At 65.2% G+C, this 24,603-nt stretch carries 25 protein-coding genes; 20 read left to right on the top strand and 5 right to left on the bottom strand.

Features of this window, described 5'->3' with window-relative positions:
- Positions 1-61 precede the first annotated feature (61 nt).
- Together H9I52_RS20755 and H9I52_RS20750 are read right to left on the bottom strand one after the other, a co-directional pair.
- Positions 62-664, bottom strand: a complete 603-nt coding sequence (locus H9I52_RS20755; protein WP_187455449.1) for a hypothetical protein — start codon at positions 662-664, stop codon at positions 62-64.
- A 249-nt stretch (positions 665-913) separates the two neighbouring features.
- Positions 914-1,318, bottom strand: coding sequence for a hypothetical protein (locus H9I52_RS20750; protein WP_187455448.1), 405 nt, complete (start codon positions 1,316-1,318; stop codon positions 914-916).
- 55 nt (positions 1,319-1,373) lie between these two features.
- Here H9I52_RS20750 and H9I52_RS20745 point away from each other — a divergent pair, with 55 nt between their 5' ends.
- Entirely contained in the window at positions 1,374-1,625 is a 252-nt protein-coding gene (locus H9I52_RS20745) for a hypothetical protein (protein WP_187455447.1), read from the top strand.
- Positions 1,626-1,717: 92 nt separating this feature from the next.
- Here H9I52_RS20745 and H9I52_RS20740 read toward each other — a convergent pair whose 3' ends face one another.
- Together H9I52_RS20740 and H9I52_RS20735 are read right to left on the bottom strand one after the other, a co-directional pair.
- Positions 1,718-2,008 (bottom strand): hypothetical protein, encoded by a 291-nt coding sequence (locus H9I52_RS20740; RefSeq protein WP_187455446.1) that lies wholly within the window; start codon positions 2,006-2,008, stop codon positions 1,718-1,720.
- Between the two features lie 92 nt (positions 2,009-2,100).
- Positions 2,101-3,108, bottom strand: a complete 1,008-nt coding sequence (locus H9I52_RS20735) for an ArdC family protein (RefSeq protein WP_187455445.1) — start codon at positions 3,106-3,108, stop codon at positions 2,101-2,103.
- A 397-nt stretch (positions 3,109-3,505) separates the two neighbouring features.
- On the opposite strand from H9I52_RS20735, the gene H9I52_RS20730 reads away from it, so the two are divergent.
- The 14 genes from H9I52_RS20730 (at position 3,506) to H9I52_RS20665 (ending at position 20,068) form a co-directional block, all read left to right on the top strand.
- Positions 3,506-3,973 carry a LexA family protein gene (locus H9I52_RS20730; RefSeq protein WP_187455491.1) on the top strand — a complete coding sequence of 156 codons (468 nt, stop codon included), beginning with the start codon at positions 3,506-3,508 and terminating at the stop codon, positions 3,971-3,973.
- Between the two features lie 2 nt (positions 3,974-3,975).
- Positions 3,976-5,274, top strand: coding sequence for a Y-family DNA polymerase (locus H9I52_RS20725; protein ID WP_187455444.1), 1,299 nt, complete (start codon positions 3,976-3,978; stop codon positions 5,272-5,274).
- Between the two features lie 108 nt (positions 5,275-5,382).
- A complete protein-coding gene (locus H9I52_RS20720; protein WP_187455443.1) occupies positions 5,383-5,712 on the top strand; it encodes a DUF6660 family protein in 330 nt (109 codons plus the stop codon).
- A gap of 176 nt (positions 5,713-5,888) precedes the next feature.
- Entirely contained in the window at positions 5,889-10,322 is a 4,434-nt protein-coding gene (locus tag H9I52_RS20715; RefSeq protein WP_187455442.1) for a CusA/CzcA family heavy metal efflux RND transporter, read from the top strand.
- Positions 10,323-10,355: 33 nt separating this feature from the next.
- Complete coding sequence (locus H9I52_RS20710) at positions 10,356-11,543, top strand: efflux RND transporter periplasmic adaptor subunit (protein WP_187455441.1); 1,188 nt, start codon at positions 10,356-10,358, stop codon at positions 11,541-11,543.
- A gap of 15 nt (positions 11,544-11,558) precedes the next feature.
- Positions 11,559-11,891 (top strand): YnfA family protein, encoded by a 333-nt coding sequence (locus tag H9I52_RS20705; protein ID WP_187455440.1) that lies wholly within the window; start codon positions 11,559-11,561, stop codon positions 11,889-11,891.
- 5 nt (positions 11,892-11,896) lie between these two features.
- Complete coding sequence (locus H9I52_RS20700) at positions 11,897-13,144, top strand: MFS transporter (RefSeq protein ID WP_187455439.1); 1,248 nt, start codon at positions 11,897-11,899, stop codon at positions 13,142-13,144.
- 122 nt (positions 13,145-13,266) lie between these two features.
- Positions 13,267-15,441 carry a heavy metal translocating P-type ATPase gene (locus H9I52_RS20695; protein WP_222940590.1) on the top strand — a complete coding sequence of 725 codons (2,175 nt, stop codon included), beginning with the start codon at positions 13,267-13,269 and terminating at the stop codon, positions 15,439-15,441.
- Positions 15,441-16,625, top strand: coding sequence for an MFS transporter (locus H9I52_RS20690; protein ID WP_187455438.1), 1,185 nt, complete (start codon positions 15,441-15,443; stop codon positions 16,623-16,625). The genes H9I52_RS20695 and H9I52_RS20690 overlap by 1 nt, the downstream gene beginning before the upstream one ends.
- A gap of 3 nt (positions 16,626-16,628) precedes the next feature.
- Positions 16,629-17,531, top strand: a complete 903-nt coding sequence (locus tag H9I52_RS20685; protein ID WP_187455437.1) for a cation diffusion facilitator family transporter — start codon at positions 16,629-16,631, stop codon at positions 17,529-17,531.
- 25 nt (positions 17,532-17,556) lie between these two features.
- On the top strand, positions 17,557-18,222 hold the full coding sequence (locus H9I52_RS20680) for a DUF305 domain-containing protein (RefSeq protein WP_187455436.1): 666 nt from the start codon (positions 17,557-17,559) through the stop codon (positions 18,220-18,222).
- Between the two features lie 7 nt (positions 18,223-18,229).
- The gene (locus tag H9I52_RS20675) at positions 18,230-19,030 is read left to right on the top strand and encodes a ZIP family metal transporter (protein WP_262386165.1); all 801 of its coding nucleotides are present in this window, start codon (positions 18,230-18,232) and stop codon (positions 19,028-19,030) included.
- 22 nt (positions 19,031-19,052) lie between these two features.
- Positions 19,053-19,319 carry a hypothetical protein gene (locus tag H9I52_RS20670; protein WP_187455435.1) on the top strand — a complete coding sequence of 89 codons (267 nt, stop codon included), beginning with the start codon at positions 19,053-19,055 and terminating at the stop codon, positions 19,317-19,319.
- Positions 19,316-20,068 carry a DUF305 domain-containing protein gene (locus tag H9I52_RS20665; protein ID WP_187455434.1) on the top strand — a complete coding sequence of 251 codons (753 nt, stop codon included), beginning with the start codon at positions 19,316-19,318 and terminating at the stop codon, positions 20,066-20,068. Before H9I52_RS20670 ends, H9I52_RS20665 begins: the two co-directional genes overlap by 4 nt.
- A 123-nt stretch (positions 20,069-20,191) precedes the next feature.
- Here H9I52_RS20665 and H9I52_RS20660 read toward each other — a convergent pair whose 3' ends face one another.
- A complete protein-coding gene (locus H9I52_RS20660) occupies positions 20,192-20,794 on the bottom strand; it encodes a TlpA family protein disulfide reductase (protein WP_187455433.1) in 603 nt (200 codons plus the stop codon).
- A gap of 150 nt (positions 20,795-20,944) precedes the next feature.
- On the opposite strand from H9I52_RS20660, the gene H9I52_RS20655 reads away from it, so the two are divergent.
- The 5 genes from H9I52_RS20655 (at position 20,945) to H9I52_RS20635 (ending at position 24,592) form a co-directional block, all read left to right on the top strand.
- Positions 20,945-21,265: an ArsR/SmtB family transcription factor gene (locus H9I52_RS20655; RefSeq protein WP_262386164.1), complete on the top strand. Its 321-nt coding sequence runs from the start codon at positions 20,945-20,947 to the stop codon at positions 21,263-21,265.
- A 71-nt stretch (positions 21,266-21,336) separates the two neighbouring features.
- On the top strand, positions 21,337-22,155 hold the full coding sequence (locus tag H9I52_RS20650) for a sulfite exporter TauE/SafE family protein (protein WP_187455432.1): 819 nt from the start codon (positions 21,337-21,339) through the stop codon (positions 22,153-22,155).
- Positions 22,156-22,213: 58 nt separating this feature from the next.
- Positions 22,214-23,569, top strand: a complete 1,356-nt coding sequence (locus tag H9I52_RS20645; RefSeq protein WP_187455431.1) for an MBL fold metallo-hydrolase — start codon at positions 22,214-22,216, stop codon at positions 23,567-23,569.
- Positions 23,570-23,659: 90 nt separating this feature from the next.
- Complete coding sequence (locus H9I52_RS20640) at positions 23,660-24,001, top strand: rhodanese-like domain-containing protein (protein ID WP_187455430.1); 342 nt, start codon at positions 23,660-23,662, stop codon at positions 23,999-24,001.
- A 30-nt stretch (positions 24,002-24,031) separates the two neighbouring features.
- Positions 24,032-24,592, top strand: a complete 561-nt coding sequence (locus H9I52_RS20635) for a YeeE/YedE family protein (RefSeq protein WP_187455429.1) — start codon at positions 24,032-24,034, stop codon at positions 24,590-24,592.
- The last annotated feature ends 11 nt before the right edge of the window (positions 24,593-24,603 follow it).

The following is a 24,603-nucleotide window of genomic DNA, read 5'->3' as shown; positions in this document are numbered from 1 at the left end:
TGAGGCCGGCCGCGAGTTCAGCCGCCCCGGGTCCTGGCGGAGCGGCTGAGCGCGGGCGGGGTTAGCGCATCAGGTTGGACTTCATCAGCAGCACCGGGCCGGCCACCACATCCACGGGGGAGTACTGGTCGAGCGGGTAGGTCTCAAACCAGGCGGCCGTGGCCAGCGGGTTGATGGGCCGGCGGCGGTCTTTGCCTTCGTCATCAAAAACGAGGATATACCCTTCGTAGGGCCCGTGCTGCGGGCAATGCACGTCGATGTAACTCGCCTCCAGCGCCGCGCAAAGCTGGGCTAGCTGAAAGGTTTTGCGGCCCTTCTCCGGGCGCACCTCGCGCACGCTGCCGTCCACGCCCAACAGCATGGCGGCGCCCTCGGCGGGGAGCATCGCGGCGTGCTGGCTCCGGAAGTATTCTCCCAGCGCCTCCCGCGAAGGGTATTCCAGCGCGCCCACTACCTGCAGCGGGCTGCGGTCGTAGGTCGTGGGAGGGAAGAGGTTGCCGGTGGTGCCACACAGGGCCACAATCTGGGTGGGCTGGCCGGCGCGGGTGCGCAGAAACAGGCGGGGAGGCAGGGGGAAATTGGCTCCCTCGGGCTTTACCAGTTCCGTGTTGTGCAGACTAAAGAGCAGGGCTTGCGGGCGAGTTGAGCGAGGGGCTTTTTCCATGATACAGAGCTGATTTATTGCTGGTTGCTTCTGTATTATAAACGAATTAACGCCTCCCGTAGTTCTCTTTTTGCGCTATATTTAATACCTTTTTGCTCTTTTCATTCAGCTTTCTTTACCCCACTGCCCAGCCCTCACTAGACCCCAAAAGCGCAACAGCCTGGCTCAGCTGTTGCGCCCGGAATGGATAGCCGTTCGTCCACGGCAAACATGGGTGCCTGCCGGGCCATCCGGTGCGGGAGCCTGCCCTCAGGATGGGCTGGCGGTCGGCGTCGTCGGTGCCCCTGGAATTGCCAGGCGCCGGTGCGGGTTCCGGCTGGTTGCGGGCGGCTGCTCCAGCGAGGGCTCAAACCAATCCCGGTAGGCAGTCGTCAGCCGGTCGGCCACGATGGCCAGGCGCTCGGTTTCGCCGGCGCGCAGTACCCAGACGTGGGCGCTGCCGCAGCCGACCTCGTAACTGGCACCCAGCAATTTCTTCACTGCCCCCGCCAGCCCGCGCAAATCGGCGGTGTGGGTGTGGGCCTGCACGTGCCGGCGCAAGGCCTCCAGGCGGCGCTTTTCAGCGGCGTCAGCGGGTTTCTGCTCAATGGCCAGGTAGGCCTGCTGAGGCGGGAAGGGATTAGCCAAGGGAGCTGATTTCAGGAACTGAGTCATGAGAGTAGGGTAGGGGGGTGGAGGGAAGCCAAAAAGGAGGTGCTACTCAGCGCGCGTGCAGGTAGCGAATGTCCCGGAAGCCGGCCAGCAGCCGGGCCGTGGCAAAAGCCTGGGCCAACCGGCCGCGGTGGTAGTCAGCGTGCAGCTGGCCGACGTGGGTGAATTCGTAAGCAAGCCCGGTAGGGCCCAGAGGCTGCAGGAACTGGTCAGCCTCCTCGGGACTAAAGCCGCTCAGGTCGCGCCCGCCCCGGCTGAGCAGCACCTGCACCCCCGGCCGCTTCCCGGGCCCCGCTCGTACACCTCGTAGATGAGGTCCACGGCCTGCTCGCGGGGATAAAGCACGGCGTCGCCGATGGTTAGCTGGTGGGGAGTATTTATCGGGAGGGGGTGTAGTAAGGTTTAAAGCAAAAGCAGGCTATACTGGCCGCCCTGGTTTTCACGGGTGGTGCGAACCGCCTCGCGCGCAATGGGCCGCAAGGACTTTACCAGGGCTTCGAGGACCTGAAAGTCATCAACTGTGGCCACGCCCAGCTGCAGGCGCCCGGCTACTTCCAGCGTCAGGCCTTCGTTGTTGAGGCCGTAGCCGCGCTGCTGCATGTCGGCTTCCACGTCGGTCAGCGCGGCGGCAACCCGGGCGCGGTACTGGTTCCAATCGGGGTCCCCGAAAACGGGGGCTTCGGCTGCATTCATGGGGCGGTGGGGAAGTAATGAAAGGGTAGTGATGAGCAGGTAAGGAGCCGGCCGGAGGGGCAGCCGCCGGCAGCGGCTGCCCTTGGCGGAACTCAGGCCGCGGCCAGCCAGCTGAGTTCGGCGTCCCGGTACTGCCGGCTGACCTCGTCCTCGGCCTGCGCGAATTCCAGCACCCGGGCCGGCGCGGGGGCGGGGGCTGCTTCGCCCGCTTCTGCGACTTCCAGAATCAGCTTGGCGGCGCGCTGGGCCTTGCTGGCGGCTTGCAGCACCAGCTTTTTATCGTTTTTGAGGCGCTCCAGCCACGTCTGGATATAGGCCACGGCATTGGTCTCGGTCTGCGCGGTATCGAGGCCGGCGGCGGCGCACAGGAAGGAAGCGCCCATCTCCGCCGTCAGCTCCTCACGGGCGTAGCTGGCCGAAAGCTTGCCTTCGCCGGCGGTCAGGTCCGGGCGGTCGAGCCGGGAAGCGTGGCCGGTGCTGTGGGTCAGCTCGTGAAACAGCGTGGCGTAGTAGCCTTCGCCCGTGGTGAAGGTATCCCGGGCGGGCATGTTGACCACGTCCAGCGACGGGGAGTAGTAGGCCCGCTGGTGCCGGTGCTCAATGGCGGGGCGCCCCTCCCAGCGGCACACAATGGCTTCGGCCGCCTCAATAGGGGTGTGGTCGTGGCGCTCCACGGCGGGCAGGTCAAACTCGATGCCCTCAATGTCTTCCACCGAAAACACGGTGTAGTACTTCAGGAAGGGCAGCTTTTCCTCTTTGCCGGTTTGCTCGTTCTCGCGCACCGACACGTTGTAGTACACGACCGGATGCCCCTTGGCGCCCTTGCGCACATTGCCCCCCAACGCCAGCGCCTGTTTGAAGGTCAGGAAAAAGGGCAGGGCGCCGCTGAAGTGCAGCAGAAAGGCGTTGATACCCGAGTATGCGGCACCCGTGGCGTAGTTGCGGGGCAGGCCATACACCGCGTTCCACGGCTTGCGCCACGGAATCACGCCGCCTTCCAGCGCCGCCACAATGCGGTCGGTTACAATCTGGTACACATCGGGGCGGGTAGGGGCGGCGGTGGCCGTTGTGCGGGTGGCGGACTTGCGGGTCTTTTTCATAGTAAAGCGCTGTTTTTGTGAGCGTTTGTTATACCTATTAAACGAAAAAAGCCCTCCCATAGTTTACTTTTTGCTCTTTATTTTATATCATTTTGCTCTTTTCATTCAGCCTTCTTTCCCCACTGCCCCCTCCGGGAGCGGGTTAAATCAACCACTCTTTTCAACTGGTCAGCTTCAAGCCTGAGGAGTTGAAAAACCACTTTTTATAAGCGAATGGGTGCCCCGACGCGGGCCTGTTATTGGGCAGGCGGGCGTCGGGGCGCGGCGGGCTGGTGACGGTTGCGCCTGGCCCGGCAGGCCTGACCCGGCGTCAAGTTTGACTACTATTTTTAGCTTTCTTGTTACTAATTTTATTAGTAGCGCGTATCATTGTGGGTACGCCTACTCTATACCACCCATGCGCAACGTCGAACTAATCCCCGTCCATGACTCCCAGACCCCGTTTTTACTACCGCTTTTCAGCTGTTCGGTATCCGCCGGCTTTCCCTCGCCGGCATCGGACTATACCGATGAGCTCTTCGATTTGAACCGCCTGCTGCTGCGTCACCCGGACGCCACGTACCTGGTGCGGGTGAGCGGGGAGAGCATGAAAAACGCCGAGATTCACGAAGGCGACCTGCTGGCCGTGGACAAGCAGCTGGAAGCCGACCACAACCACATCGTGGTGGCCGTCGTGGATGGGGAGTGCACCGTCAAGCGCCTGGTCTGCGTGCACGGCACCTGGTGGCTCAAGCCGGAGAACCCCGACTACCAGCCCTGGGAGATTCGCGACGCCGGCGACGTGCGCATCTGGGGGGTGGTCACCCACGTGCTTCACGAGCTGATACCTGGCAAATTGGCGGCTTTGCTGCGCACCCGCGACTAGCCATGTATGCCTTAGTCGACGCCAACAACTTCTACGTGTCCTGCGAGCGGGTCTTCCAGCCCCGGCTCGACGGCCGGCCCGTCGTGGTCCTTTCAAACAACGACGGCTGCATCATCTCCCGCTCCGCCGAAGCCAAGGCCCTGGGCCTGCAGATGGGCGACCCGTACTTCCAGGTCAAGCCCCTGCTGGAGCAGCACCACGTGGCCGTCTTCTCCAGCAACTACGCCCTCTACGGCGACATGTCGCGCCGGGTGATGTGGTACCTGAGCCAGGTAACGCCCGCGGTGGAAGTGTACTCCATCGACGAGGCCTTTCTGGACCTGCACGGCATGGAGCCCTTCGTGGTGGACAGCCTGGATACGTTTGCCCGTGACATCCGCGCCAACGTGCTGGCCCGCACCGGCATTCCCACCTGCGTGGGTATCGCGCCCACCAAAACGCTGGCTAAGCTGGCCAACCGCCTGGCCAAGAAGAACCCGGCCCTGGCCGGGGTGTGCTACCTCGACACGGCCGAGCGCCGCCGCTGCGCGTTGGAGCAAGTGGCGGTGGAAGATGTATGGGGCATCGGGCGGCAGTACGCCCAGAAGCTCTACGCCGCCGGCATCACCACCGCGGCGGGGCTGGCCGGCTGCTCCGAGGCTTTTGCGCGCCGGCACCTGGGCGGGGTGGTGGGCGCCCGGCTGGTGCGGGAGCTGCAGGGCTTTCCCTGCCAGGGGCTGGCCCCGAGTGAGGACGGCACGCTTTCCCGGCGCAGCCTGTGCTGCTCGCGCACGTTCGGGCGGCCGCTGACGGATTTTCCCGATGTCACCGGCGCCGTCAGCGCATTTGCCTCCCGGGCGGCCGAGAAGCTGCGCCGGCAGGGCGACGCGGCTCACCTCATCACAGTTTTCCTGAGCAAGAGCCGCTACGGGCTGGAAGCGCCGCCGTACTCCAGCTCGGCGGTACTAACGCTGCCCACGGCCACCAACGACACCATGGAACTGGTCCGGTTTGCGCGGGCGGCGCTCAAGCGCCTCTGGCAGCCGGGCAACCGCTACACCAAAGCGGGGGTGATTCTCGACGGCCTGGAGCCGGAAGGGCAAACCCAGCTGACGCTGTTTGAAGCCGGGCCCGTTTCGGAAAAGCGGAGCCGACTAATGGCCGAGTTGGATGCGCTGAACCGCCGCTTTGGCAAAGGCACCGTGAAGCTGGCTTCTCTGGTGTTGCCTCGGGGACAGACCCGCGCGCCCTGGGAAGGACAGGCCCGGTGGCGGACCCCGCAGTACACCACCCGGCTGGAAGATTTGCTGCTGGTTGGTTAAGGACCGTAATCGGGGCCGGGCCACTACTAGGCGGCCAGCCAGGAACCTTTAGCGGACCTATACGGTAGAAGCAGCACCCACTGGCGGGAATTACTACCTTTGCCCCTGATGCGCTTCCTGGCCCTGTTTTTTGCTTTTTACTTCGCCTGCCTCTCGTGCCTTTCCTGCACGGACGAAGTACCCGTGTGCAAGGACCAGCGGCAAACCTCAGTTGCGGCCACTCCTCATTCCGATTGCGGCAGCAACATGATGGGCGACTGGTGCTCGCCGCTGTGCCAGTGCCACTGCTGCGGCGGGGCCCTGATGCCCGTACCGCTGGGCAATCAAATGGCTTACTCGGTGCCCACGGAGTGGGCTACCAGCCCCCGGCACGGCCGGCTGGTGGTGGCCGCCCCGACGCGGGCACTCGGGTCCGTGTGGCAGCCGCCCCAGGCCTAACCCTTCCCCTTTTTTCCTGCTGACCACCCTCTCCGGGTGGCCCGTCGCGGTGCGTGACGGGCAATTTAGCGCTTGGCGCTGAATCGGTTATACCCCGGTTGCTCCCGCAGTTCGTGCCGGAGCCACCGGGCCGCAGGCTTTCACGGAAGCGTTAGACCTAACCCCCACAGCAACGGATGTTCGACCGGCTGATTCATTTTTCCATTCACAACAAGCTCATCATCGGGCTGCTCACCCTGGCCCTGGTGGCCTGGGGCGGCTACTCGCTCCGACGCCTGCCGATTGATGCCCTGCCCGACATCACCAGCAACCAGGTCGTGGTCTACACGGTGGCCCCCTCGCTGGCCGCGCAGGAGATTGAGCGGCTCGTCTCCTTTCCCGTCGAGCAGAGCATGGCCACCATTCCCGGCCAGACGGAAGTGCGCTCCTTTTCGCGCTTCGGCCTCTCGGTGGTCACCATCGTCTTCGAGGACCAGATTGATATTTACTGGGCCCGCCAGCAGGTCAGCGAGCGGCTCAAGGAAGCCGAAAGCCGGATTCCGGCCGGCACCGGCCGCCCCGAGCTGGCCCCGGTCACCACCGGCCTGGGCGAGATTTACCAGTACCTGGTGCGCGCCAAGCCCGGCTTTGAAAAGAAGTACAACGCCACCGAGCTGCGCACCATTCAGGACTGGATAGTGCGCCGCCAGCTGCTGGGCACGCCCGGCGTGGCCGACGTGAGCTCCTTCGGCGGCTACCTGAAGCAGTACGAGGTGGCCCTGGACCCGGAGCGGCTGCGCTCGCTGGGCGTGACCATCAACGAGGTGTACCAGGCCGTGGCCGCCAACAACCAGAACGCCGGCGGGGCCTACCTCGACCAGAACCCCACCGCCGCCTTCATCCGCACCGAAGGGCTGGCTACGAGTCCGGCCGACATCGGCAACATCGTCGTCCGCAGCACCAGCACGGGCCTGCCCGTGCTGGTGCGCGACGTGGCCGAGGTACGCTTCGGCGCGGCCGTGCGCTACGGGGCCATGACGCTGAACAACCAGGGCGAAGTAACCGGCGGGCTGGTGCTCATGCTCAAGGGCGCCAACGCCGCCGAGGTTATCAAGGCCGTGAAGACGCGCATGGCCACCATCCGCAAAACCCTGCCCGAAGGGGTGACGGTGGAGCCCTTTCTCGACCGCTCCGCCCTGGTGAACCGGGCCATTAGCACGGTCACCAAGAACCTGCTGGAGGGGGCGCTGATTGTGATTTTCGTGCTGGTCCTGTTTCTGGGCAACTGGCGCGCGGGCCTGGTGGTGGCCTCGGTGATTCCGCTGGCCATGCTCTTTGCCGTGAGCATGATGCGCCTGTTCGGCGTGTCGGGCAACCTGATGAGCCTCGGGGCCATTGACTTCGGGCTGATTGTCGACGGGGCGGTCATCATCGTCGAGGCCATCGTGCACCGCCTGCACGGCGGGCACGCCCCGGGCCACGCCGAGGGCGGCCGCCTCACGTCGGAAGAAATGAACGATGAAACTTACCAGGCGGCGAGCAAAATCCGCTCCTCGGCCGCGTTCGGGGAAATCATCATCCTCATTGTCTACCTGCCGCTGCTGGCCCTGGCCGGCATCGAGGGCAAGATGTTCCGGCCCATGGCCGAAACCGTGGCCTTTGCCATTCTGGGGGCTTTCATCCTGAGTCTGACCTACGTGCCGATGATGTCGGCGCTGGCCCTGAGCCGGTCCACGGCATCCGGCAAGACCTTTTCCGACCGGATGATGGCCTTCTACACCCGGCTCTACCACCCCCTGCTCAAGGGCGCGCTCCGGCACCAGGCGGTGGTGCTGACGGCGGCAGTGGGCCTGCTGGTGGGCGCTTTTTTCCTGTTCCGCACCCTGGGCGGCGAGTTCATTCCCCAGCTCACCGAAGGCGACTTCGCCGTGGAGATGCGCACGCTCACGGGCTCCTCGCTGAGCTACACCATTGAGAAAAGCCAGCAGGCGGCGGGCATCCTCAAACAGCAGTTTCCCGAGGTCAAGGAAGTGGTGGCCAAGCTCGGCTCCAGTGAAATTCCCACCGACCCCATGCCGGTGGAAGCCGGTGATTTGATGATTATCCTCAAGGACCAGAAGGAGTGGACCTCGGCCCATTCCCGCGAGGAGCTGGCCGATAAGATGGCGGCGGCCGTGAGCGTGATTCCGGGCGTCACCTTCAGCTTCCAGCAGCCCATTCAGATGCGCTTCAACGAGCTGATTTCGGGGGCCAAGCAGGACGTGGTGCTCAAAATCTACGGCGAGGACCTGCAGCAGCTGGCCGACTACGCCCAGCAGGCCGGCCGGCTCGCCCGCCAGGTCAAGGGGGCCGAGGACGTCTACATCGAGCAGGTCACCGGCCTGCCCCAGATTGTGGTGCAGCTCGACCGCAACCGCCTCGCCCAGTTCGGCCTGAACGTGGCCGACGTGAACCGCACCGTGCAAACGGCCTTCGCCGGCGAAACCGCCGGCCAGGTGTTCGAGCAGGAGCGCCGCTTCGACCTGGTGCTGCGCCTGCGCCAGGACTTGCGCAAGGACATCAACAGCGTGCGCCGCCTGTTCGTGGCTGCCCCGGATGGCCGGCAGGTGCCCCTGGAGCAGGTGGCCAGCGTGGAGCTGCGCGAAGGCCCCAACCAGATTCAGCGCGACGACGCCAAGCGCCGCATCACGGTGGCCTTCAACGTGCGGGGCCGCGACGTGGAAACAGTGGTCCACGAGCTGCAGGGCAAAATTGACCGCCAGCTCCGGTTCGCGCCGGGCTACTACACCACCTACGGCGGCCAGTTCGAGAACCTGCGCCAGGCCACCGAGCGGCTGGCCGTAGCCGTGCCGGTGGCGCTGCTGCTCATTTTCGTGCTGCTGTTTTTCACCTTCCGCTCGCTCCGGCAGTCGGTGCTCATTTTCACGGCCATTCCGCTCTCGGCCATCGGCGGGGTGCTGGCCCTGTGGCTGCGCGGCATGCCCTTCAGCATCTCGGCCGGGGTGGGATTCATTGCCCTGTTCGGGGTGGCCGTGCTCAACGGCATCGTGCTCATCGGCTACTTCAACCAGCTCAAAGCCGAGGGCGTCACCGACCTGATGGAGCGCATCCTGCGCGGCACGGAAGTGCGCCTGCGCCCGGTGCTGATGACGGCCACCGTGGCCTCGCTGGGCTTTCTGCCCATGGCCCTGGCTCAATCGGCCGGCGCCGAGGTCCAGCGCCCCCTGGCCACGGTCGTCATTGGGGGCCTGATTTCGGCCACCCTGCTCACCCTGCTGGTGCTGCCCGTGCTCTACGCCCTCTCAGAGCGCAAACAAGTGCCGAACTCCGCCCCGCAACCCGCTCCATCGGGCAAGGCCCTCCCCGTGGCCTCCCTGCTGCTCCTGCTGATGCTGCTGCCCCGTTTAGGGCAGGCGCAGGGTCCCCTTACCGCGCCGCAGGCCGTTACTCAGGCGCTGCAAACCAATGGTACGGTGCTGGCCGGGCAGCGGGCCCTGGAAGCGCAGCAGGCCATTCGCAAAACCGCCTACGACTTTGGCCGGACCACGCTCAGCGGCAGTTACGGGCAGTATAACTCTCAAAACCGGGACAATCAGTTCACGCTCACGCAGTCCGTGGCCCTGCCCGGCGTGTACCAAAGCGCCGCCGGCCTGGCGGATGCGCGCATTACCGGCCAGCGGGCCCGGCTGGTGCAGGTGCAGGCGGAATTGCGCCGGCAGGTGCGGCTCACCTACGAGCAGGCCGTGCACGCCCGCCAGCGCCTGCGGGTGCTGCGCGGGCAGGACAGCGTTTACACCGAGTTTCTGCGCTCGGCCAACCTGCGCTTTAAAACCGGCGAAGCCGCCCGTCTCGAACCCGCCACCGCATTGGTGCAGCAGGGCGAAATCCGCACCCAGCTGCTGGCGGCCCGCACGGATTTCCGGGTCGCCCAGCGCCAGCTGCAGGCCCTGCTCCAAGTGCCCGCCGCCGTGAGCGTAGCCGACAGCGTGCTGCATCCGCTGGCGCTGCTGGGGGCCGCCACGCTGGCGGACTCTACCGCGCCCGCCCTGGCGGATACGCTGCTGAAAATCAACAACCCCCAGGCCCGGGTGCTGGCCCAGCAGGTGGCCGAGCGCCGCGCCGAAACCCGGGTGGCGCAGGCCGCGGGCCTGCCCGAGTTCACGGTGGGCTACTTCAACCAGAGCATCATCGGCTACCAGCGCCTCGACGCGGCGGGCACGGAGCGCTACTTCGGCCCCGGGGCCCGCTTTCAGGGCGTGCAGGCCGGCGTGGCCGTGCCGCTGTGGCGGGGACCGCAGAAGGCCCGGGTGCAGGCCGCCCGCCTGCAGGAGCAGGTGGCCCAGGCCGGCTACGAGCGGTACCGGGCCGAAGCGGCCGGCCAGGTGGATGAGCTGCTGGCCCGCCGCGCCGAGCAGCAGCAGCGCCTGCGCTACTTCGAAACCACCGCCCTGCCGCAGGCCACGGTCATCACCCGCCTGTCCACCATCGCCTACAAAGCCGGCGAAACGGGCTACTCCGAATACCTGCTAAACCTGGAGCGGGCCCGCCGCCTGCGCCTCGACTACCTCGACGCGCTGCTGCAACACAATCAAACCATCATCGAGCTGGAATACCTGCTCGGCGGCCAATAGGGTGCCCCGGCACCCATCGAAACCCACCAAAACATGAAGTCATTACCGATGTATCTGCTCCTGCTGTTCGGCCTGCTGGCGGGCTGTGGGGAGAAAAAAGAACCGCAGGACGAGGCGGCGAAACCGGCTGCTGCTCCCGGGCCCGGGGCCGAGGCGGAAAAGGCCACCCCGGACCGCGTAACCCTGACGGCCGCCGAGCGGCAGATGGGCGGCGTGCGGCTGGGCACCCTCACCGAGCGCCCGATGAGCGGCGGCCTGAAAGTGAACGGCGTGCTCGATGTGCCCCCGGAAAACCTGGCCTCCGTCAGCGCCCCGCTGGGCGGGTTCGTGGACCGCACCGACCTGCTGCAGGGCTCGCGGGTGCGCAAGGGCCAGGTGCTGGCCGTCATCCGCAACCCCGACTTCGTGCAGCTCCAGCAGGACTACCTCGAAACCCGCACCCAGCTCACGCTGGCGCAAGCTGAATACGAGCGGCAGGCGGAGCTCTACCGCCAGGAAGTAGCGCCCCAGAAAAACTACCAGCGCGCCCGGGCCGAGTACCAGGGCCTGCAGGTAAAAAGCAGCGCCCAGGCCGCCCGGCTGCGGCTGGCGGGCCTGCCCGTGGGCGGCGCCATCGTGAGCACGGCCAGCGTGCGGGCCCCGAAAAGCGGGTTCGTGAAGGCCGTGAACGTGAGCGTGGGCCAAAGCGTGACGCCCACCGACGTGCTGTTTGAAATTGTGAACCCCGATCACCTGCACGTCGAGCTCACCGTGTTTGAGAAGGACGTGCCCCAGCTCAAGGAAGGCCAGCTGGTGCGCTTCACGCTGGGCAACGACTCGGTGAGCCGCGAGCGCACGGCCCACATCTACCTCATCAGCAAAACCATCAGCGCGGAGCGCACCGTGCGCATTCACGCCCACCAGGACCGCGAGGATGAGCAGCTGCTGCCGGGCACCTTCGTGCGGGCTGTCATCGAAACCAACCGGGTGACCGTGCCCACGCTGCCCGAAAAAGCCGTGGTGCAGTTCGGCGCGCAGGCCTACGTATTTGTCGCGGCGGACTCGGCCGCCAAGGCGGGCACCGCAACTTACCGCATGGTGCCCGTGACGCGGGGCGTGAGCGAGGACGGCTATACCGAAGTGCATTTGAACGCCGCCGAGCAGGGCAAGCCCTTGCGCTTTGTGACCGAAGGCGCGTACTCGTTGCTCAGCAAGCTTAAAAACGCCGAAGAGGAAGAATAAGCCCCGTCCTGTACCATGCTCCCCCTCATCCGACCCTTACTGGTATTCCTGCTCGCCGGCCTCTGCGAAATTGGCGGGGGCTACCTGATGTGGCAGTGGCTCAAGGCCGACCGGCCCGGCTGGATGGGCGCGGTGGGGGCCGTACTGCTCATGCTCTACGGGTGGGTGGCTACCTGGCAGCCCACTTCCTTCGGCAAGACTTACGCCGTATACGGCGGCATTTTCATCGTCATGTCCATTGCCTGGGCCTGGTACTTTGACGGCTTCCGGCCCGACCGGTTCGACGTCATCGGCGGGGTCGTCTGCTTCGTCGGCATCGGCATTATCCTGTTCTGGCCCCGCCCCTGATTTTTATGCCTGCTTCCTCGCTATTCGCGCCCTTCCGCAGCCTGCGCAACCCCGTCTTTGCCCGGCTTTATGCCGCGCAAACCACCTCGCTGCTCGGCGATGCCCTGACCTGGGTAGGCCTAGCCCTGCTGGCCTTCGAGCTGGGCGGCAGCCATTCGGCGCAGATTCTGGCCTTCGCCCTGACCCTGCGCGTGACGGCCTTCGTGCTGCTCGCGCCCCTAGCCGGGCTGCTGGCCGACCGCCTGAACCGCAAAACGATTATGGTCACGGCTGACATCGTGCGCATGGTCATCATCGGCCTGCTGCCCTTCGTCACCCAGGTCTGGCAGGTGTACGTGCTCATGTTCACCGTCAATGCCTTCACGGCCTTTTTCACGCCTACCTTCCAGGCCACCCTGCCGGCCGTGACCACGGCCGACGAAATGCCGCAGGCCCTGAGTTTGTCCAGCGCCACCAACGAGCTGCTGGGCGTGCTCGGGCCGGGCATCGCCGGGGCGGTGGCCGCGTTCCTGGGAACCCGCGACATCTTCTACATTGATGCGGCCACCTTCCTGATTTCCGGCATCCTGATTTTCACGCTGCCGGCCCGGCTGCGCAATGAGGAGGCTTCGGTGAATGACGACGAGCGCGTGACCGTGGCCGCCGTGCTCGAAGGCACCCGCCTGCTCTGGCGCAACGCCGTGATGCGCTACGCCCTGCTGCTGGAGCTGGTGGCCGCCGTGAGCGGCGCCCTGATTCTGGTGAACACCGTGGGCCTGGTGCGCGGCCAGCTGCACCTGCCCGAAGCGCAGTACGGCTGGGTGATGGCCGCCTTCGGCATTGGGGCCACGGCGGCGGCCCTGCTGGCGGGCGCGCTCACCCGGCGCATCGCCCATACTACTTTTCTCATCCTCGGGGCGGTGCTCACCAGTCTGGCCGTGCTGCCGGCCAACCACGCCGGCCTCTGGCCGCTGATGGGCCTGTGGCTGCTGGCCGGCGCGGGCCAGAACGCCGTCAACCTCGCTACCCAAACCCTCATTGCCGAGCAAACCGACGAGGCCCACCAGGGCCGCGTGTACGGCGCCCACTTCGCCTGGAGCCACCTGTGGTGGGCCTTTGCCTACCCGCTGGCCGGCTTTCTGGGCACGCGCTTCGCCACGGGCTCCTTTCTCTACGGCGGGCTGGTGGCCCTGGCCCTGCTGGCCGGCACCGGGCTGCTGCGGCGCGGGGTGATGGCCGCCGCCACGTCCAAGATTCACCCCACAACCCCCTGACTTGAGGCGGGAACTCCTCATCGGGGCCGTGCTCGTGGGGGTCGGCATCGCCATCTTTTTTCGTGGACTGGTAAGCCCGGTGGCTTCCCTCCAATTCAGCTAACTCACCTGACCTTATTGCCATGCCTGACCCCACTTCCTCCAATACCGACGAAGAGCTGAACACCGCCAAGCAGGTGCAGCCCGAAAACGTGGGCGCGCTCAGCCGCGACCAGCTCACGCCCGAAGCCGCCGCCCAGCCCCAGGGCCACGACGTGCCCGGCCACGACCACGCCCCGACCGCAGGCCCGGATGGCCGCGCCGGGCAGGCCCGGGGCACTTCCCAGCGGCCCCGCCCGCCCGCTGACTCCTGCTGCAGCGTGGAGCCGCCCGCCCGGGCCGCCGTGGAAGCCGATGACCACGACCACGACGACCACGACGACCACGACCACGGCCCGGCTGGCGACAACCCCTACCTGGTGCCGGGCATCAGCTTCGCGCTGCTACTGGCTGGCATCGCGCTGGACTACTACAAAGTCGGCTTTTTCAGCGGCTACGTGCGCCTGGGCTGGTACGGGCTGGCCTTTGTGCTGGTGGGCTGGAAGGTGGTGAAAGCCGCCGTGCTCAGCATTCCCAGCGGCAACATCTTCAACGAGTTTCTGCTCATGAGCCTGGCCACGCTCGGGGCCTTTGCCATCGGCGAGTACCCGGAGGGCGTGGCCGTGATGCTGTTCTACACCGTGGGCGAGCTGTTTCAGGACGCGGCCGTGAACCGGGCCAAGCGCAGCATTCGGGCCCTGCTCGAAATCCAGGCCACCGAAGTGACGGTGGTGCGCGACGGCCAACCGCTCGTGCTCGACCCGAAAGCCGTGCAGGTGGGCGACGTGATGGAAGTGAAGCCCGGCGAGAAAGTAGCCCTCGACGGGACGCTGAATACCGCGGCGGCCAACTTCAACACGGCCGCGCTCACCGGGGAGTCGGCCCCCCAAACCAAGCAGCCGGGCGAGGCCGTGCTGGCCGGCATGATTAACCTGGAAAGCCTGATTCAGGTGAGCGTGACGGCGGCTTTCCAGGACACCAAGCTCTCGAAAATCCTGGCCATGGTGCAGGACGCGGTGGGCCGCAAGGCCAAAACCCAGCAGTTCATCACCAAGTTTGCCAAAATCTACACGCCCATCGTGGTGGGGCTGGCCGTGCTGCTTGTGCTGGTACCCTACTTCGTGGTTGGCGACTACGTGTTCCGCGACTGGCTCTACCGGGCGCTGGTGTTTCTGGTCATTTCCTGCCCCTGCGCGCTGGTTATCAGCATTCCGCTGGGCTACTTCGGCGGCATCGGGGCGGCCTCCAAAGCGGGCATTCTGTTTAAGGGCTCCAACTTCCTCGACGTGCTGCGCGAGATTGATACCGTGGTAATGGACAAGACCGGCACGCTCACCCAGGGCGTATTTGCCGTGCAGCAGGTGCAGCCGGCGGCCGGCACCACCCCCGAGCAGCTGCTGCGCCTGGTGGGGGCGCTGGAAACCAAATCGACCCACCCCATCGCCAAGGCGGTGGTGGCCCACGTCGGGGCGGCCGCGACGGGGGTGCCCGTCGATAACGTGGAGGAAATCGCCGGCCACGGCCTGCGCGGCAAAGTAGATGGCCGCGACGTACTGGCGGGCAACACCAAGCTGCTGGCCAAGTTCAGCGTGGCCTACCCGCCGGAAGTCGACCAGGTGGTGGACAGCATCGTGGTGGCCGCCGTGGACGGCCAGTACGCCGGCTACCTCACCGTGGCCGACGCTCCGAAGGAGGACGCGTCCCGCGCCGTGCAGGAGCTGAAAGCCGACGGCATCCGCAAGCTGGTCATGCTCTCCGGCGACAAGGACAGCATCGTGCAGCGCGTGGCCAAAGAGCTGGGCATCACCGAAGCCCACGGTGGGCTGCTGCCCGAGGACAAGGCCCGGTACGTGCAGCAGTACCTCGATGCGGGCCACAAGCTGGCCTTCGTGGGCGACGGCGTGAACGACGCGCCCGTGGTGGCCCTGGCCGACGTGGGCATCGCCATGGGCGGGCTGGGCTCGGATGCCACCATCGAAACCGCCGACGTGGTGATTCAGACCGACCACCCGAGCAAGATTGCCACCGCCCGCCGCATCGCCCGCGCCACCCACCGCGTAGTGTGGCAGAACATCTGGCTGGCCTTTATCGTGAAGGGCATCGTGCTGGCGCTGGGGGCCGGCGGCGTGGCCACCATGTGGGAAGCCGTGTTTGCCGACGTGGGCGTGGCCCTGCTGGCCATCCTCAACGCCGTGCGGATTCAGCGCATGAAATTCTGATGGGTCGCTTCGCCTACCTCACTCGGGCCGTCTGGCTACTCTCGCTCATCAGCCTGTTTACCGACCTGGCCAGCGAGATGCTCTACCCGGTCATGCCGCTGTATTTGCAATCCATTGGCTTTTCCGTGTTCTTCATCGGGCTGCTCGAAGGCGTGGCCGAAGCGGTGGCCGGCCTGAGCAAGGGCTACTTCGGCCAATGGTCCGACCGCCTCGGCCGGCGCGTGCCCTTCGTGCAGGGGGGCTACGGCCTGAGTGCGCTCTCCAAGCCCCTGCTCGCCGTGCTGGCCACGCCCGCCTGGGTGCTGCTGGCCCGCACGCTCGACCGCCTCGGCAAAGGCCTGCGCACCGGGGCCCGCGACGCCCTGCTGGCCGACGAAACCACGCCCGCCGACCGGGGCAAGGTGTTTGGTTTCCACCGGTCGATGGACACGTTGGGGGCCGTGTTCGGCCCCTTGGCCGCCCTGGCCTGGCTGGCCGCCCACCCCGGCCAGTTCCGGCCCTTATTTCTGTGGGCGTTCGTGCCGGGGGTGCTGGCCGTGGGCATCAGCTTTGCGTTGCGGGAGCGGCAAGCCGTGCCCTCGGGCCGGCCGGTGGTGCCCGTCTGGGCCTCGTTTGGCTATTGGCGGGTGGCCCCGCCGGCGTACCGGCGCGTGGTGGGCGCGCTGCTGGTGTTTGCCTTGTTCAACTCCTCCGATGCCTTTCTGCTGCTGCTGGCCCGGCAGCGGGGCCTCTCGGCCACGGCCGTCATCGGCTGCTACGTGCTCTACAACCTGACCTACGTGCTGAGCGCCTGGCCCCTGGGCCATCTAGCCGACCGCCTGGGCCCGCGGCGCTTGCTGGTCGCGGGCTTTCTGGTGTTCGCGGGCGTGTACGGGGGCATGGCGCTGGCCACCAACGCGTGGGCCATTGGCTCGCTGTTCGCCGTTTACGGGCTTTACGCGGCCGCCACCGAAGGCATTGGCAAAGCCTGGGTGAGCACCCTCTGCGCCAAAGCCGATGCGGGCGCGGCCCTGGGCACCCTCGGGGGCCTGAGCAGCATCGCGGCCCTGGTTGCCAGTGCCTTTGCCGGTTTGCTGTGGCAGTGGCAGGGCCCTTTGCTGCCCTTTGGGCTGGCGGCGGCTGTTGGCATTGGCGTAGCCCTGTACCTGTCCCAAATTCGTTTAAGCCCATTCGTTACTACTTAATCCATGTCCACTTCCACTCAAGCCGCTCCCACCAACCGCGAACGGGCCGAGCGCGGCCAAACTTCCACTCTCATTGGCATTGGGGCCAACATTGCGCTGGTGCTCGGCAAGGGCACGGCCGGCGTCCTGGGCCATTCCTACGCCCTCATTGCCGAAGCCATCGAGTCCGGCACCGATATTTTTAGCTCCCTCATCGTGTGGCTCGGCCTGCGCCATGCCGCCCGCGAGCCCGACGAGAACCACCCCTACGGCCACGGCAAAGCCGAGCCGTTGGCCGCCATCATGGTCGCCGTGGCCCTGCTCGGGGCGGCGGCTTACATCGCCACCGAAGGCATTATTCACATCATTACGCCCCACCAGCTGCCCGCGCCCTTCACGCTGGCGGTGCTGGCCGTGGTGATTATCATCAAGGAAACGCTTTACCGGCGCGTTAATAAAGTCGGCGAGGAGGTCGACAGCAACGCCGTGAAAGCCGACGCCTGGCACCACCGGGCCGATGTCATTACCTCCTGCACGGCCTTCGTGGGCATCAGCATTGCCCTGCTCGGCGGCAAAGGATGGGAGGCCGCCGACGATTGGGCCGCGCTGGTGGCCTGCTGCTTCATCGTCTACAACGCCTACCACATCTTCCGGCCGGCCTTTGGCGAAATCATGGATGAGGCCCCCGAAGGCACCTGGACCGAGGATATCCGCGCCCTGGCAGCAACCGTGCCCGGCGTGCTGGCCACCGAGAAGTGCTTCGTGCGCAAAATGGGCTTTGAGTACTTTGCTGACCTGCACGTGATTGTTGACGGCGACATCAGCGTGCGGGACGGGCACTTTATTTCCGGGGCCGTCAAAGCCGCCATCATCCGGGCCAAGCCGGCCGTGTACAACGTGCTGGTCCACATCGAGCCACTGGAGTAAGCCCCGTTCATAACCATCCACTGCCATGAAAACGCACCCTATCTTTTTGCTGCTGCTCGGTGTGAGCCTGGCCATGGGCAGCTGCAGCTCCCGGCACGACACCGACGAGCACGAGCAGGAAATTCACGCCGGCGCCAAACCCGCGCCGGCGGCGAAGCGCCCAACCTTGCTGCGCGACACGCTGCAGCTGCTCGGACGGCAGCTTGATACCGTGCGGCGCATTGGCTGCTGGGACCAGGACTTTGCCCGCCTGATGCAGGTGCACCACGTGGGGGCCCAGCGCCTGGCAGCCGTCGAAGTGGCGCAGGGCAAGGATTCGACGCTGCGCGCGCTGGCGCAGCACGTGCTCAAAGGCCACGAGCGCGACAACCACGTCCTCACCCTGGCCCTGACGCGGGAGCCGCCCGGCGGGCAGGAATACCGGCCCGGCAATGCCCGGGACCCGTTTGTCAGGCACATCGCGGCCGCCCTGGCACCGCTGCGTGAGCTGCCGCTCCCCTTGGGGACCCTTGACGCAGACTTTGCCACCCTCATGCAGGTGCACCACCAAACCGGCGCGGCCTTGGCCCAGGTCGAGCTGGCCTTCGGCAAAGACGCCGAGCTGAAGGACGCCGCCCGCCGCATTGTCCGCGACGAGCAGGCCGAAATCAAGCAGTACCAGCGCTGGCTCAAAGCCCACCCCACCAACTAGCTCCCCCATGCTGCTCACCATTCCCACCGCCGTCACCCCGCCCTGGACCACCATGCTCGGCTTCTCGGTGCTGCCGGCCGTCGTCATGATTGCCGGGGCGGCCCTGGCCGTGTGGCGCGCCCCCGGCCCGCAGCTGCGCAGCGCCATCCTGCACTTCGCGGCCGGCGTCATCTTCTCCGTGGTCGCCGTCGAGCTACTGCCCGACATCGTCCAGCACCACGCCCCCTACGAAGTGGCCCTTGGTTTCGGCCTCGGCGTAGCCACCATGCTCGGGCTGCGCTACTTCACCCAACGCCTCGAAAAAAAGGAAGCCGCCGGCAAAGAAGCCCAGCCAACAGCCACCGGTTCCGGCCCCACCCAGGCCACTGCCGCCGCGCTGCCGTGGGGCCTGCTCGTGGCCATTGGCATCGACATTTTCATCGACGGCTTGCTGCTCGGCATCGGCTTTGCTGCCGGGGCCAAGGAAGGCACGCTGCTGGCCATTGCCCTCACCATCGAGCTGCTCTCGCTGGGCCTGGCCACCGCCGTGGAGCTGCGCCAGGACGGCCACGGCAAGGGCCGGGCCGTGGCCATTGTGGCGGGCACCTCGCTCATGCTGCTCATTGGGGCGGGCATCGGCACCACCGTGCTGCGGGGGGCTACCGGCAATATGCTCGAAATCGTGCTTTCCTTCGGCCTGGCCGCGCTCCTCTTTCTCGTTACGGAGGAGCTGCTGACCGAGGCCCACGAAGAACCCGAAACCCCGCTCATGACGCTGGCCTTTTTTGTGGGCTTTCTGCTGTTTCTCCTGCTGGGCATGGTTGCCTAGCTCATTTCTCTATTCTCCTATTATGCACACCGCCAAAATCGACCTGACCCTGGAGCCCACCGGCCGCCACATTGATTTTTCCAAAGAAATGCTGGAAGTCGCTCACGTGTTTCGTCGCGTGGGGGGCGAGGCCGCGCCCTGGCAGCGCGTGGCCGTGAACGCCCGCTCGCCCTTCCTCGATACCGACACTTTTGCCCCGGGCACCTTGCTGGAATACTATGTGCAACACGAAACGCAGCAGGGCGAGCCCGAGGCCTGCAGTCACGTCGTCAGTACGACCACGGCATGAGCAATCCATCCACCGGCCACCGGCTCTTGCTTCTGCCCGTCCGCGCTTTCGTAAGCATGGTACTGGCCCTTGCCCTGCTGGCCAGCGGCTGCCAGGGGTCGGCTGATGATACCAACGGGACCGGGGTAAGTGAGCTGCCGCCGACCATGATGGCGGCTTTGCATACCATGGTGGAACGCTCCCGGGCCTTGCCGCTGACCGACAACCTCGACCTATACTTTGCCTTGCTGCTGCGGGAAAACCACCGGGCCGCGGTGGCCATGTCGGCCCTGGAACTGAATAAAGGGCAAGACCCGGCCTTACGTTCTGCGGCCGAGCACATCAACCACGACCACCAGCAACTCATTCTCAGCCTGGAATCGGCAATCCGCCGCCTGCGGGCGCTGCCCCTTGCCTTTCCGGAGCACACGATGCAAAGCGAACGGTTTGGCCGCTTGCTGGACGCGGCTACCAGTGGCCTGCATCCCGCCGCCCACCGCAGTATTGCCCGGCTGGACGCCGGCGCGGACTCCCTCCACGCGCCCAGCAGTCCGCAGCAGGAAGATGCCGGCACGGGCAGCACCGACCGCGACTTTGCGGCCCTGCTGGTGCCCCACCACCAGAACTCCATCACCCTGGCGCGGGCCGAGCTGGAGCTCGGGCGGGACGAGGCCCTGCAAAAAGTGGCCTACCTCATCCTGCAGGACCAGCAGCGGGAAATAGAGCAGGTGCAGGCCTGGCTCCGCCACCATCCCGAGAAGCGAAAATGAGGCGCACTGTTATTGCCTTGAATAACAAGCTCAATACCCGCACTCGCAAAACGCTTAACTGAATGTGTAGTGGTAAAAGCCCCGCCTCCCTGCCCGGCCGTGGCTGTTCACGGCTGAAGTAGCCTAGCGGGCCAATTTCGCCAGCTGCTCCAATGAGGCCTTGAACTCGGGCGTATCGTACTCGGCCATGCCATCGTGGCGGGCGGCCACCCGCCCATCGGGCCCGAGGATAACGGTGGACGGGATAGAGTTGGAATCGAATGGCGCGGGCAGGTTGCCGGTGCGCAGGAACACGGGAAAGGTGTAGCCCTGACTCTGCACGAACTTGCGGGCCTTGGCCGCGTCATCATCGAGCGAGAGCATCACGAAGGCAATTTTCGAGTGGTCGACTTTTTTGTACAGGGCTTCAATGCCCGGCATTTCGGCGCGGCAGGGCGGACACCAGCTGGCCCACAAGTTCACGAATACGACCTTGCCTTTTAGGTCGCTCAGGTTAATCGCCTTGCCATCGAGCGTAACCAGGGGCAGGTTGTGGGGGTAATTTGCGCCGCCGGTGAGCACCACCGGCATTTTGGCGGCCGGAGTCGCGGGCGCGGCAGCGTTCCATAGGCCGGTGGCCAGCAGGCCCCGCTGCAAGCCGCCGAGCACGATGGGCCGCAGGGGCGTGAAAAGGACGAGGGCAAACAGGGCCAGCGGCAACCAGGAGGTGAGGGACTTGCGGTTCATGGGCGGAAAATGAAGGAGTGGGCCGGGATATTTATCAAGTTCCTTTGGCCCCAGCCGATGGAAATAGAACCAGGAAAGATGAGCTGGCGGGAACAAATGTAGGGGCAACACTTGTATGAATGAACAAATGTTCATAAGTTTGTACGAGTTATGACTGCAGCGACCCCTCCTTCCGTTGATATGGGCCTCTCCGTTGAAAAAATGGAGAAAGTGGCCTTCATTCTTAAAACCACGGCCCACCCCACGCGCATTGCCATCGTGCAACTATTGGCTGCTCACGACAACCTGTCCGTGACCGACATCAGTGAGCGGCTGAACGTAGAGCAAAGCCTGCTGTCGCACCACCTTTCGGGCATGAAGCTCAAGGGCATCCTGAGTAGCTTCCGCGAGGGAAAGAACATCTTTTATTCGCTGAAAATGCGCGAAGTCATTGATGTGATTCAGTGCCTGGCTGCGTGCACCTTTCTGTAAGCGGCGCGGCTTTTTTTTACCAAAACACATGAACAAACTATCATAATTTCATACGTTTCTTCTCACCCGCCATGCTTCACTACTTCGGCTACTTCGCCGCCATCTTCATTGGCCTCTCGCTCGGCATTATGGGCGGGGGCGGCTCCATCCTCACCGTGCCGGTGCTGGTGTATTTGATGGGCGTAAGCCCGGTGCTGAGCACGGCTTACTCGCTGTTTGTGGTGGGCAGCACCTCGGTGGTCGGTGCTTCGGGCTACTTCCGCAAGGGGCTGGTGTCGCTGAAAACCGCCATCGTCTTTCTGATTCCTTCCCTAATGGCGGTGTTTGCGGTGCGCAAGGTGCTCATGCCGGCCATTCCGCACGTGCTGTTCACGGTGGGCAGCATCGTCTTCACTAAGGATTTGCTGGTGCTCGTGGCTTTTGCGGTATTGATGGTGGGGGCGGCCACGTCGATGATTCGCAGCAAGCAGGCCGAAGTGGTGCTGGACGAAGAGCTGCACCATAAGCACGCCTTCAACTACCCGCTCATTCTCACCATTGGCCTGGTGGTGGGCACGCTCACGGGCTTCGTGGGGGCGGGCGGCGGCTTCCTCATCATTCCGGCGCTGGTGCTGGGCGCGCGCCTGCCCATGAAGCTGGCCGTGGGCACCTCCCTGGCCATCATTGCCCTGAACTCACTCATCGGCTTTACCGGCGACCTCAGCGCGGGCACGCCCATCGCTTGGTCGTTTTTACTGGGCTTCCTCGCCTTTGCCCTCGGCGGCATTGTGCTCGGCACCTACCTGGCCCGCTTCATTCCGGGGGCCAAGCTGAAGCCGGCGTTCGGTTGGTTCACGCTGGCCATGGGCACGTTCATTCTGACCAAAGAGCTGCTGTTCCACCACGTCTAATCAATCAATTACCGCTTTTCCACTCCCGTTTCTTTCACCCGTTTTTTCGTTGCCAACCATGAAAATCGAACAGTTTGAAGACAAGGGCCTGGCCCACTTCTCCTACGCCATCCTCAGCGAGTGCGCCCGCGAAATCGTCCTCATCGACCCGGCCCGCAACCCGCAGCAATACTACGACTACGCCAAGGCCAATGAGGCCAAAATCGTGGCCGTCATCGAAACCCACCCCCACGCCGACTTCGTGTCGTCGCACCTGGAAATCGCGCAGGCTACCGGAGCCGTTATCCGCGTGAGCAAGCTGCTTGGGGCTGATTATGCCCACGAGGGATTCGACGAGGGCCAGGAGTTCACCGTGGGCAAGCTCACCTTCCGCGCCCTGAACACCCCCGGCCACTCGCCCGATTCGCTCAGCATCGTGCTCAGCCGCGAGGGTAAGGACGTGGCCGTGTTCACCGGCGATACGCTCTTCATCGGCGACGTGGGCCGGCCCGACCTGCGCGAAAAGGCGGGTAACCTGACCGCCAAGCGCGAGGAGCTGGCCAGGCAGATGTACCACTCGCTGCGCGATAAGTTGATGCCGCTGGCCGCCGACGTGCTGGTGTACCCCGCCCACGGCGCGGGCTCGCTCTGCGGCAAGGCCCTGAGCGGGGCCAACAGCAGCAGCATTGGGGCCGAAAAAGCCGGCAACCCCATGCTGCGTCCCATGAGTGAGGAGGAGTTCGTGCAAGAGCTGCTGGCCGACCAGCCGTTCATTCCCAAATACTTCGGCTACGACGTGGCCCTAAATAAGGCCGGCGCGCCCGCCTACGCCCTGAGCGTGCAGCAGGTGCCGCGCCTGGCCCCCGGCACGACGCTGGAAGCCGGTGCAGTGGTCATCGACACCCGGCCCGAAGCCGAGTTCAAAAAGGGCCACGTGGACGGGGCCATCAACATCCAGCAGGGCGGCAAGTTCGAAACCTGGCTGGGCTCCATCGTGGGGCCGGAGGAGTCGTTCTACCTGATTGCGGCCGACGAGGCCACGCGGGAAGACCTGATTCAAAAAACTGCCAAAATCGGCTACGAGCCGCTGATTAAGGGCGCGCTGGTGGGCACGCCCGCCACCGAGGCCACCATGCCGGTACTCGATGTGCCGACCTTCCGCGAGCACCCGGAGAACTATACCATCGTGGACATCCGCAACCCCGTGGAGCACCGCGACGAGCCCATTTTCGAGGGCTCTATCAACATTCCCCTGCCCGAGCTGCGCGAGCGGGCCGGCGAGATTCCGACCGATAAGCCGGTGGTGGTGCACTGCGCCGGCGGCTACCGCTCGGCGGCCGGCAGCAGCATCGTGGCCGACGCCCTGCCCGGCACCGAGGTGCTGGATTTGAGCGAGGCCGTTAAGTCCTTCCAGACCGCGACGGCGGCACACTAATCCCTTTGACGGGTTGGCTCCGGCATCAGTTCCGGGGCCATTATCCGCTAATTCTCATGCTTTCCTTTTCACTTCTGATACTCCTCCGTCATGTTCGGTTTCAATAAAACTTCCGCTCCTGCTTTTCAAAACCTTACGCCCGCGCAGTTTGCCGAGGGCCTGCGCCAGCCCGGCGCGGTGCTCGTGGACGTGCGCCGGCCCGACGAATTCGCCGCCGGCCACCTGCCCGGCGCCGTCAACATCGAAGTCACCGCGCCCGACTTCGGCCAGCGCGTGGCCGCCCTGGACAAAACCAAGCCCACCTACGTGTACTGCCGCAGCGGCGCGCGCTCGGCCAACGCGGCCGGCCAGCTCACCACCGCCGGCTTCGCGCAGGTAAGCAACCTGCTCGGCGGGGTGCTCGACTGGCCGGAGCAGCTGACCACTAAATAAATAGCTTATCTCCTTACGACCTCTGTTTTCATGCTTGAACTCCTGCAACAACCCTGGCCCTGGTACGTGGCCGGCCCTTTGATTGGCCTGACGGTGCCCGCGCTGCTGCTCGTGGGGAATAAGGCGCTGGGCATCAGCTCCTCGCTGCGCCACGTGTGCGCGGCCTGCGTGCCGGCCGGCATTCCCTTTCTGACTTATAACTGGCGGGCCGAAATCTGGAACCTGGTGTTCGTGCTCGGCATCGCGCTGGGCGGCTTCATCGGCTACCGGCTCATGGGCCACCCCGACGTTATCGGCATCTCGGCCGCCACGGTGCGGGACCTGAAAGCCGAAATGCACCTCACGGACTTCACCGGCCTGCTGCCCCGCGAGCTGTTTGCCCTCGACAACCTCGCCAACTGGAAAGGCTGGGTGTTCCTGGTGCTGGGCGGCTTTCTGGTGGGCTTCGGCACGCGCTACGCCGGCGGCTGCACCTCGGGCCATGCTATTTCGGGCCTCTCGAACCTGCAATGGGTATCGCTGGTGGCCGTCATCGGCTTCTTCGCCGGCGGCCTGCTCATGACCTGGGTGATTTATCCGATGCTGTTTTAATCCCTTTAATC

It is taken from the genome of Hymenobacter sp. BT491 (assembly GCF_014349165.1).
GTDB lineage: Bacteria > Bacteroidota > Bacteroidia > Cytophagales > Hymenobacteraceae > Hymenobacter > Hymenobacter jejuensis.
The sequence above is the reverse complement of the archived record's forward strand: the minus strand, read 5'-3'. Positions and strand labels throughout refer to the sequence as shown.

What these genes read in the sequence shown, in the direction of transcription:
- H9I52_RS20755 (WP_187455449.1), bottom strand. Translation starts at nt 664, where the DNA reads ATGGAAAAAGCCCCTCGCTCAACTCGCCCGCAAGCCCTGCTCTTTAGT.
- H9I52_RS20750 (WP_187455448.1), bottom strand. Translation starts at nt 1,318, where the DNA reads ATGACTCAGTTCCTGAAATCAGCTCCCTTGGCTAATCCCTTCCCGCCT.
- H9I52_RS20740 (WP_187455446.1), bottom strand. Translation starts at nt 2,008, where the DNA reads ATGAATGCAGCCGAAGCCCCCGTTTTCGGGGACCCCGATTGGAACCAG.
- H9I52_RS20735 (WP_187455445.1), bottom strand. Translation starts at nt 3,108, where the DNA reads ATGAAAAAGACCCGCAAGTCCGCCACCCGCACAACGGCCACCGCCGCC.
- H9I52_RS20730 (WP_187455491.1), top strand. Translation starts at nt 3,506, where the DNA reads ATGCGCAACGTCGAACTAATCCCCGTCCATGACTCCCAGACCCCGTTT.
- H9I52_RS20725 (WP_187455444.1), top strand. Translation starts at nt 3,976, where the DNA reads ATGTATGCCTTAGTCGACGCCAACAACTTCTACGTGTCCTGCGAGCGG.
- H9I52_RS20720 (WP_187455443.1), top strand. Translation starts at nt 5,383, where the DNA reads ATGCGCTTCCTGGCCCTGTTTTTTGCTTTTTACTTCGCCTGCCTCTCG.
- H9I52_RS20715 (WP_187455442.1), top strand. Translation starts at nt 5,889, where the DNA reads ATGTTCGACCGGCTGATTCATTTTTCCATTCACAACAAGCTCATCATC.
- H9I52_RS20710 (WP_187455441.1), top strand. Translation starts at nt 10,356, where the DNA reads ATGAAGTCATTACCGATGTATCTGCTCCTGCTGTTCGGCCTGCTGGCG.
- H9I52_RS20705 (WP_187455440.1), top strand. Translation starts at nt 11,559, where the DNA reads ATGCTCCCCCTCATCCGACCCTTACTGGTATTCCTGCTCGCCGGCCTC.
- H9I52_RS20700 (WP_187455439.1), top strand. Translation starts at nt 11,897, where the DNA reads ATGCCTGCTTCCTCGCTATTCGCGCCCTTCCGCAGCCTGCGCAACCCC.
- H9I52_RS20695 (WP_222940590.1), top strand. Translation starts at nt 13,267, where the DNA reads ATGCCTGACCCCACTTCCTCCAATACCGACGAAGAGCTGAACACCGCC.
- H9I52_RS20690 (WP_187455438.1), top strand. Translation starts at nt 15,441, where the DNA reads ATGGGTCGCTTCGCCTACCTCACTCGGGCCGTCTGGCTACTCTCGCTC.
- H9I52_RS20685 (WP_187455437.1), top strand. Translation starts at nt 16,629, where the DNA reads ATGTCCACTTCCACTCAAGCCGCTCCCACCAACCGCGAACGGGCCGAG.
- H9I52_RS20680 (WP_187455436.1), top strand. Translation starts at nt 17,557, where the DNA reads ATGAAAACGCACCCTATCTTTTTGCTGCTGCTCGGTGTGAGCCTGGCC.
- H9I52_RS20675 (WP_262386165.1), top strand. Translation starts at nt 18,230, where the DNA reads ATGCTGCTCACCATTCCCACCGCCGTCACCCCGCCCTGGACCACCATG.
- H9I52_RS20670 (WP_187455435.1), top strand. Translation starts at nt 19,053, where the DNA reads ATGCACACCGCCAAAATCGACCTGACCCTGGAGCCCACCGGCCGCCAC.
- H9I52_RS20665 (WP_187455434.1), top strand. Translation starts at nt 19,316, where the DNA reads ATGAGCAATCCATCCACCGGCCACCGGCTCTTGCTTCTGCCCGTCCGC.
- H9I52_RS20660 (WP_187455433.1), bottom strand. Translation starts at nt 20,794, where the DNA reads ATGAACCGCAAGTCCCTCACCTCCTGGTTGCCGCTGGCCCTGTTTGCC.
- H9I52_RS20655 (WP_262386164.1), top strand. Translation starts at nt 20,945, where the DNA reads ATGACTGCAGCGACCCCTCCTTCCGTTGATATGGGCCTCTCCGTTGAA.
- H9I52_RS20650 (WP_187455432.1), top strand. Translation starts at nt 21,337, where the DNA reads ATGCTTCACTACTTCGGCTACTTCGCCGCCATCTTCATTGGCCTCTCG.
- H9I52_RS20645 (WP_187455431.1), top strand. Translation starts at nt 22,214, where the DNA reads ATGAAAATCGAACAGTTTGAAGACAAGGGCCTGGCCCACTTCTCCTAC.
- H9I52_RS20640 (WP_187455430.1), top strand. Translation starts at nt 23,660, where the DNA reads ATGTTCGGTTTCAATAAAACTTCCGCTCCTGCTTTTCAAAACCTTACG.
- H9I52_RS20635 (WP_187455429.1), top strand. Translation starts at nt 24,032, where the DNA reads ATGCTTGAACTCCTGCAACAACCCTGGCCCTGGTACGTGGCCGGCCCT.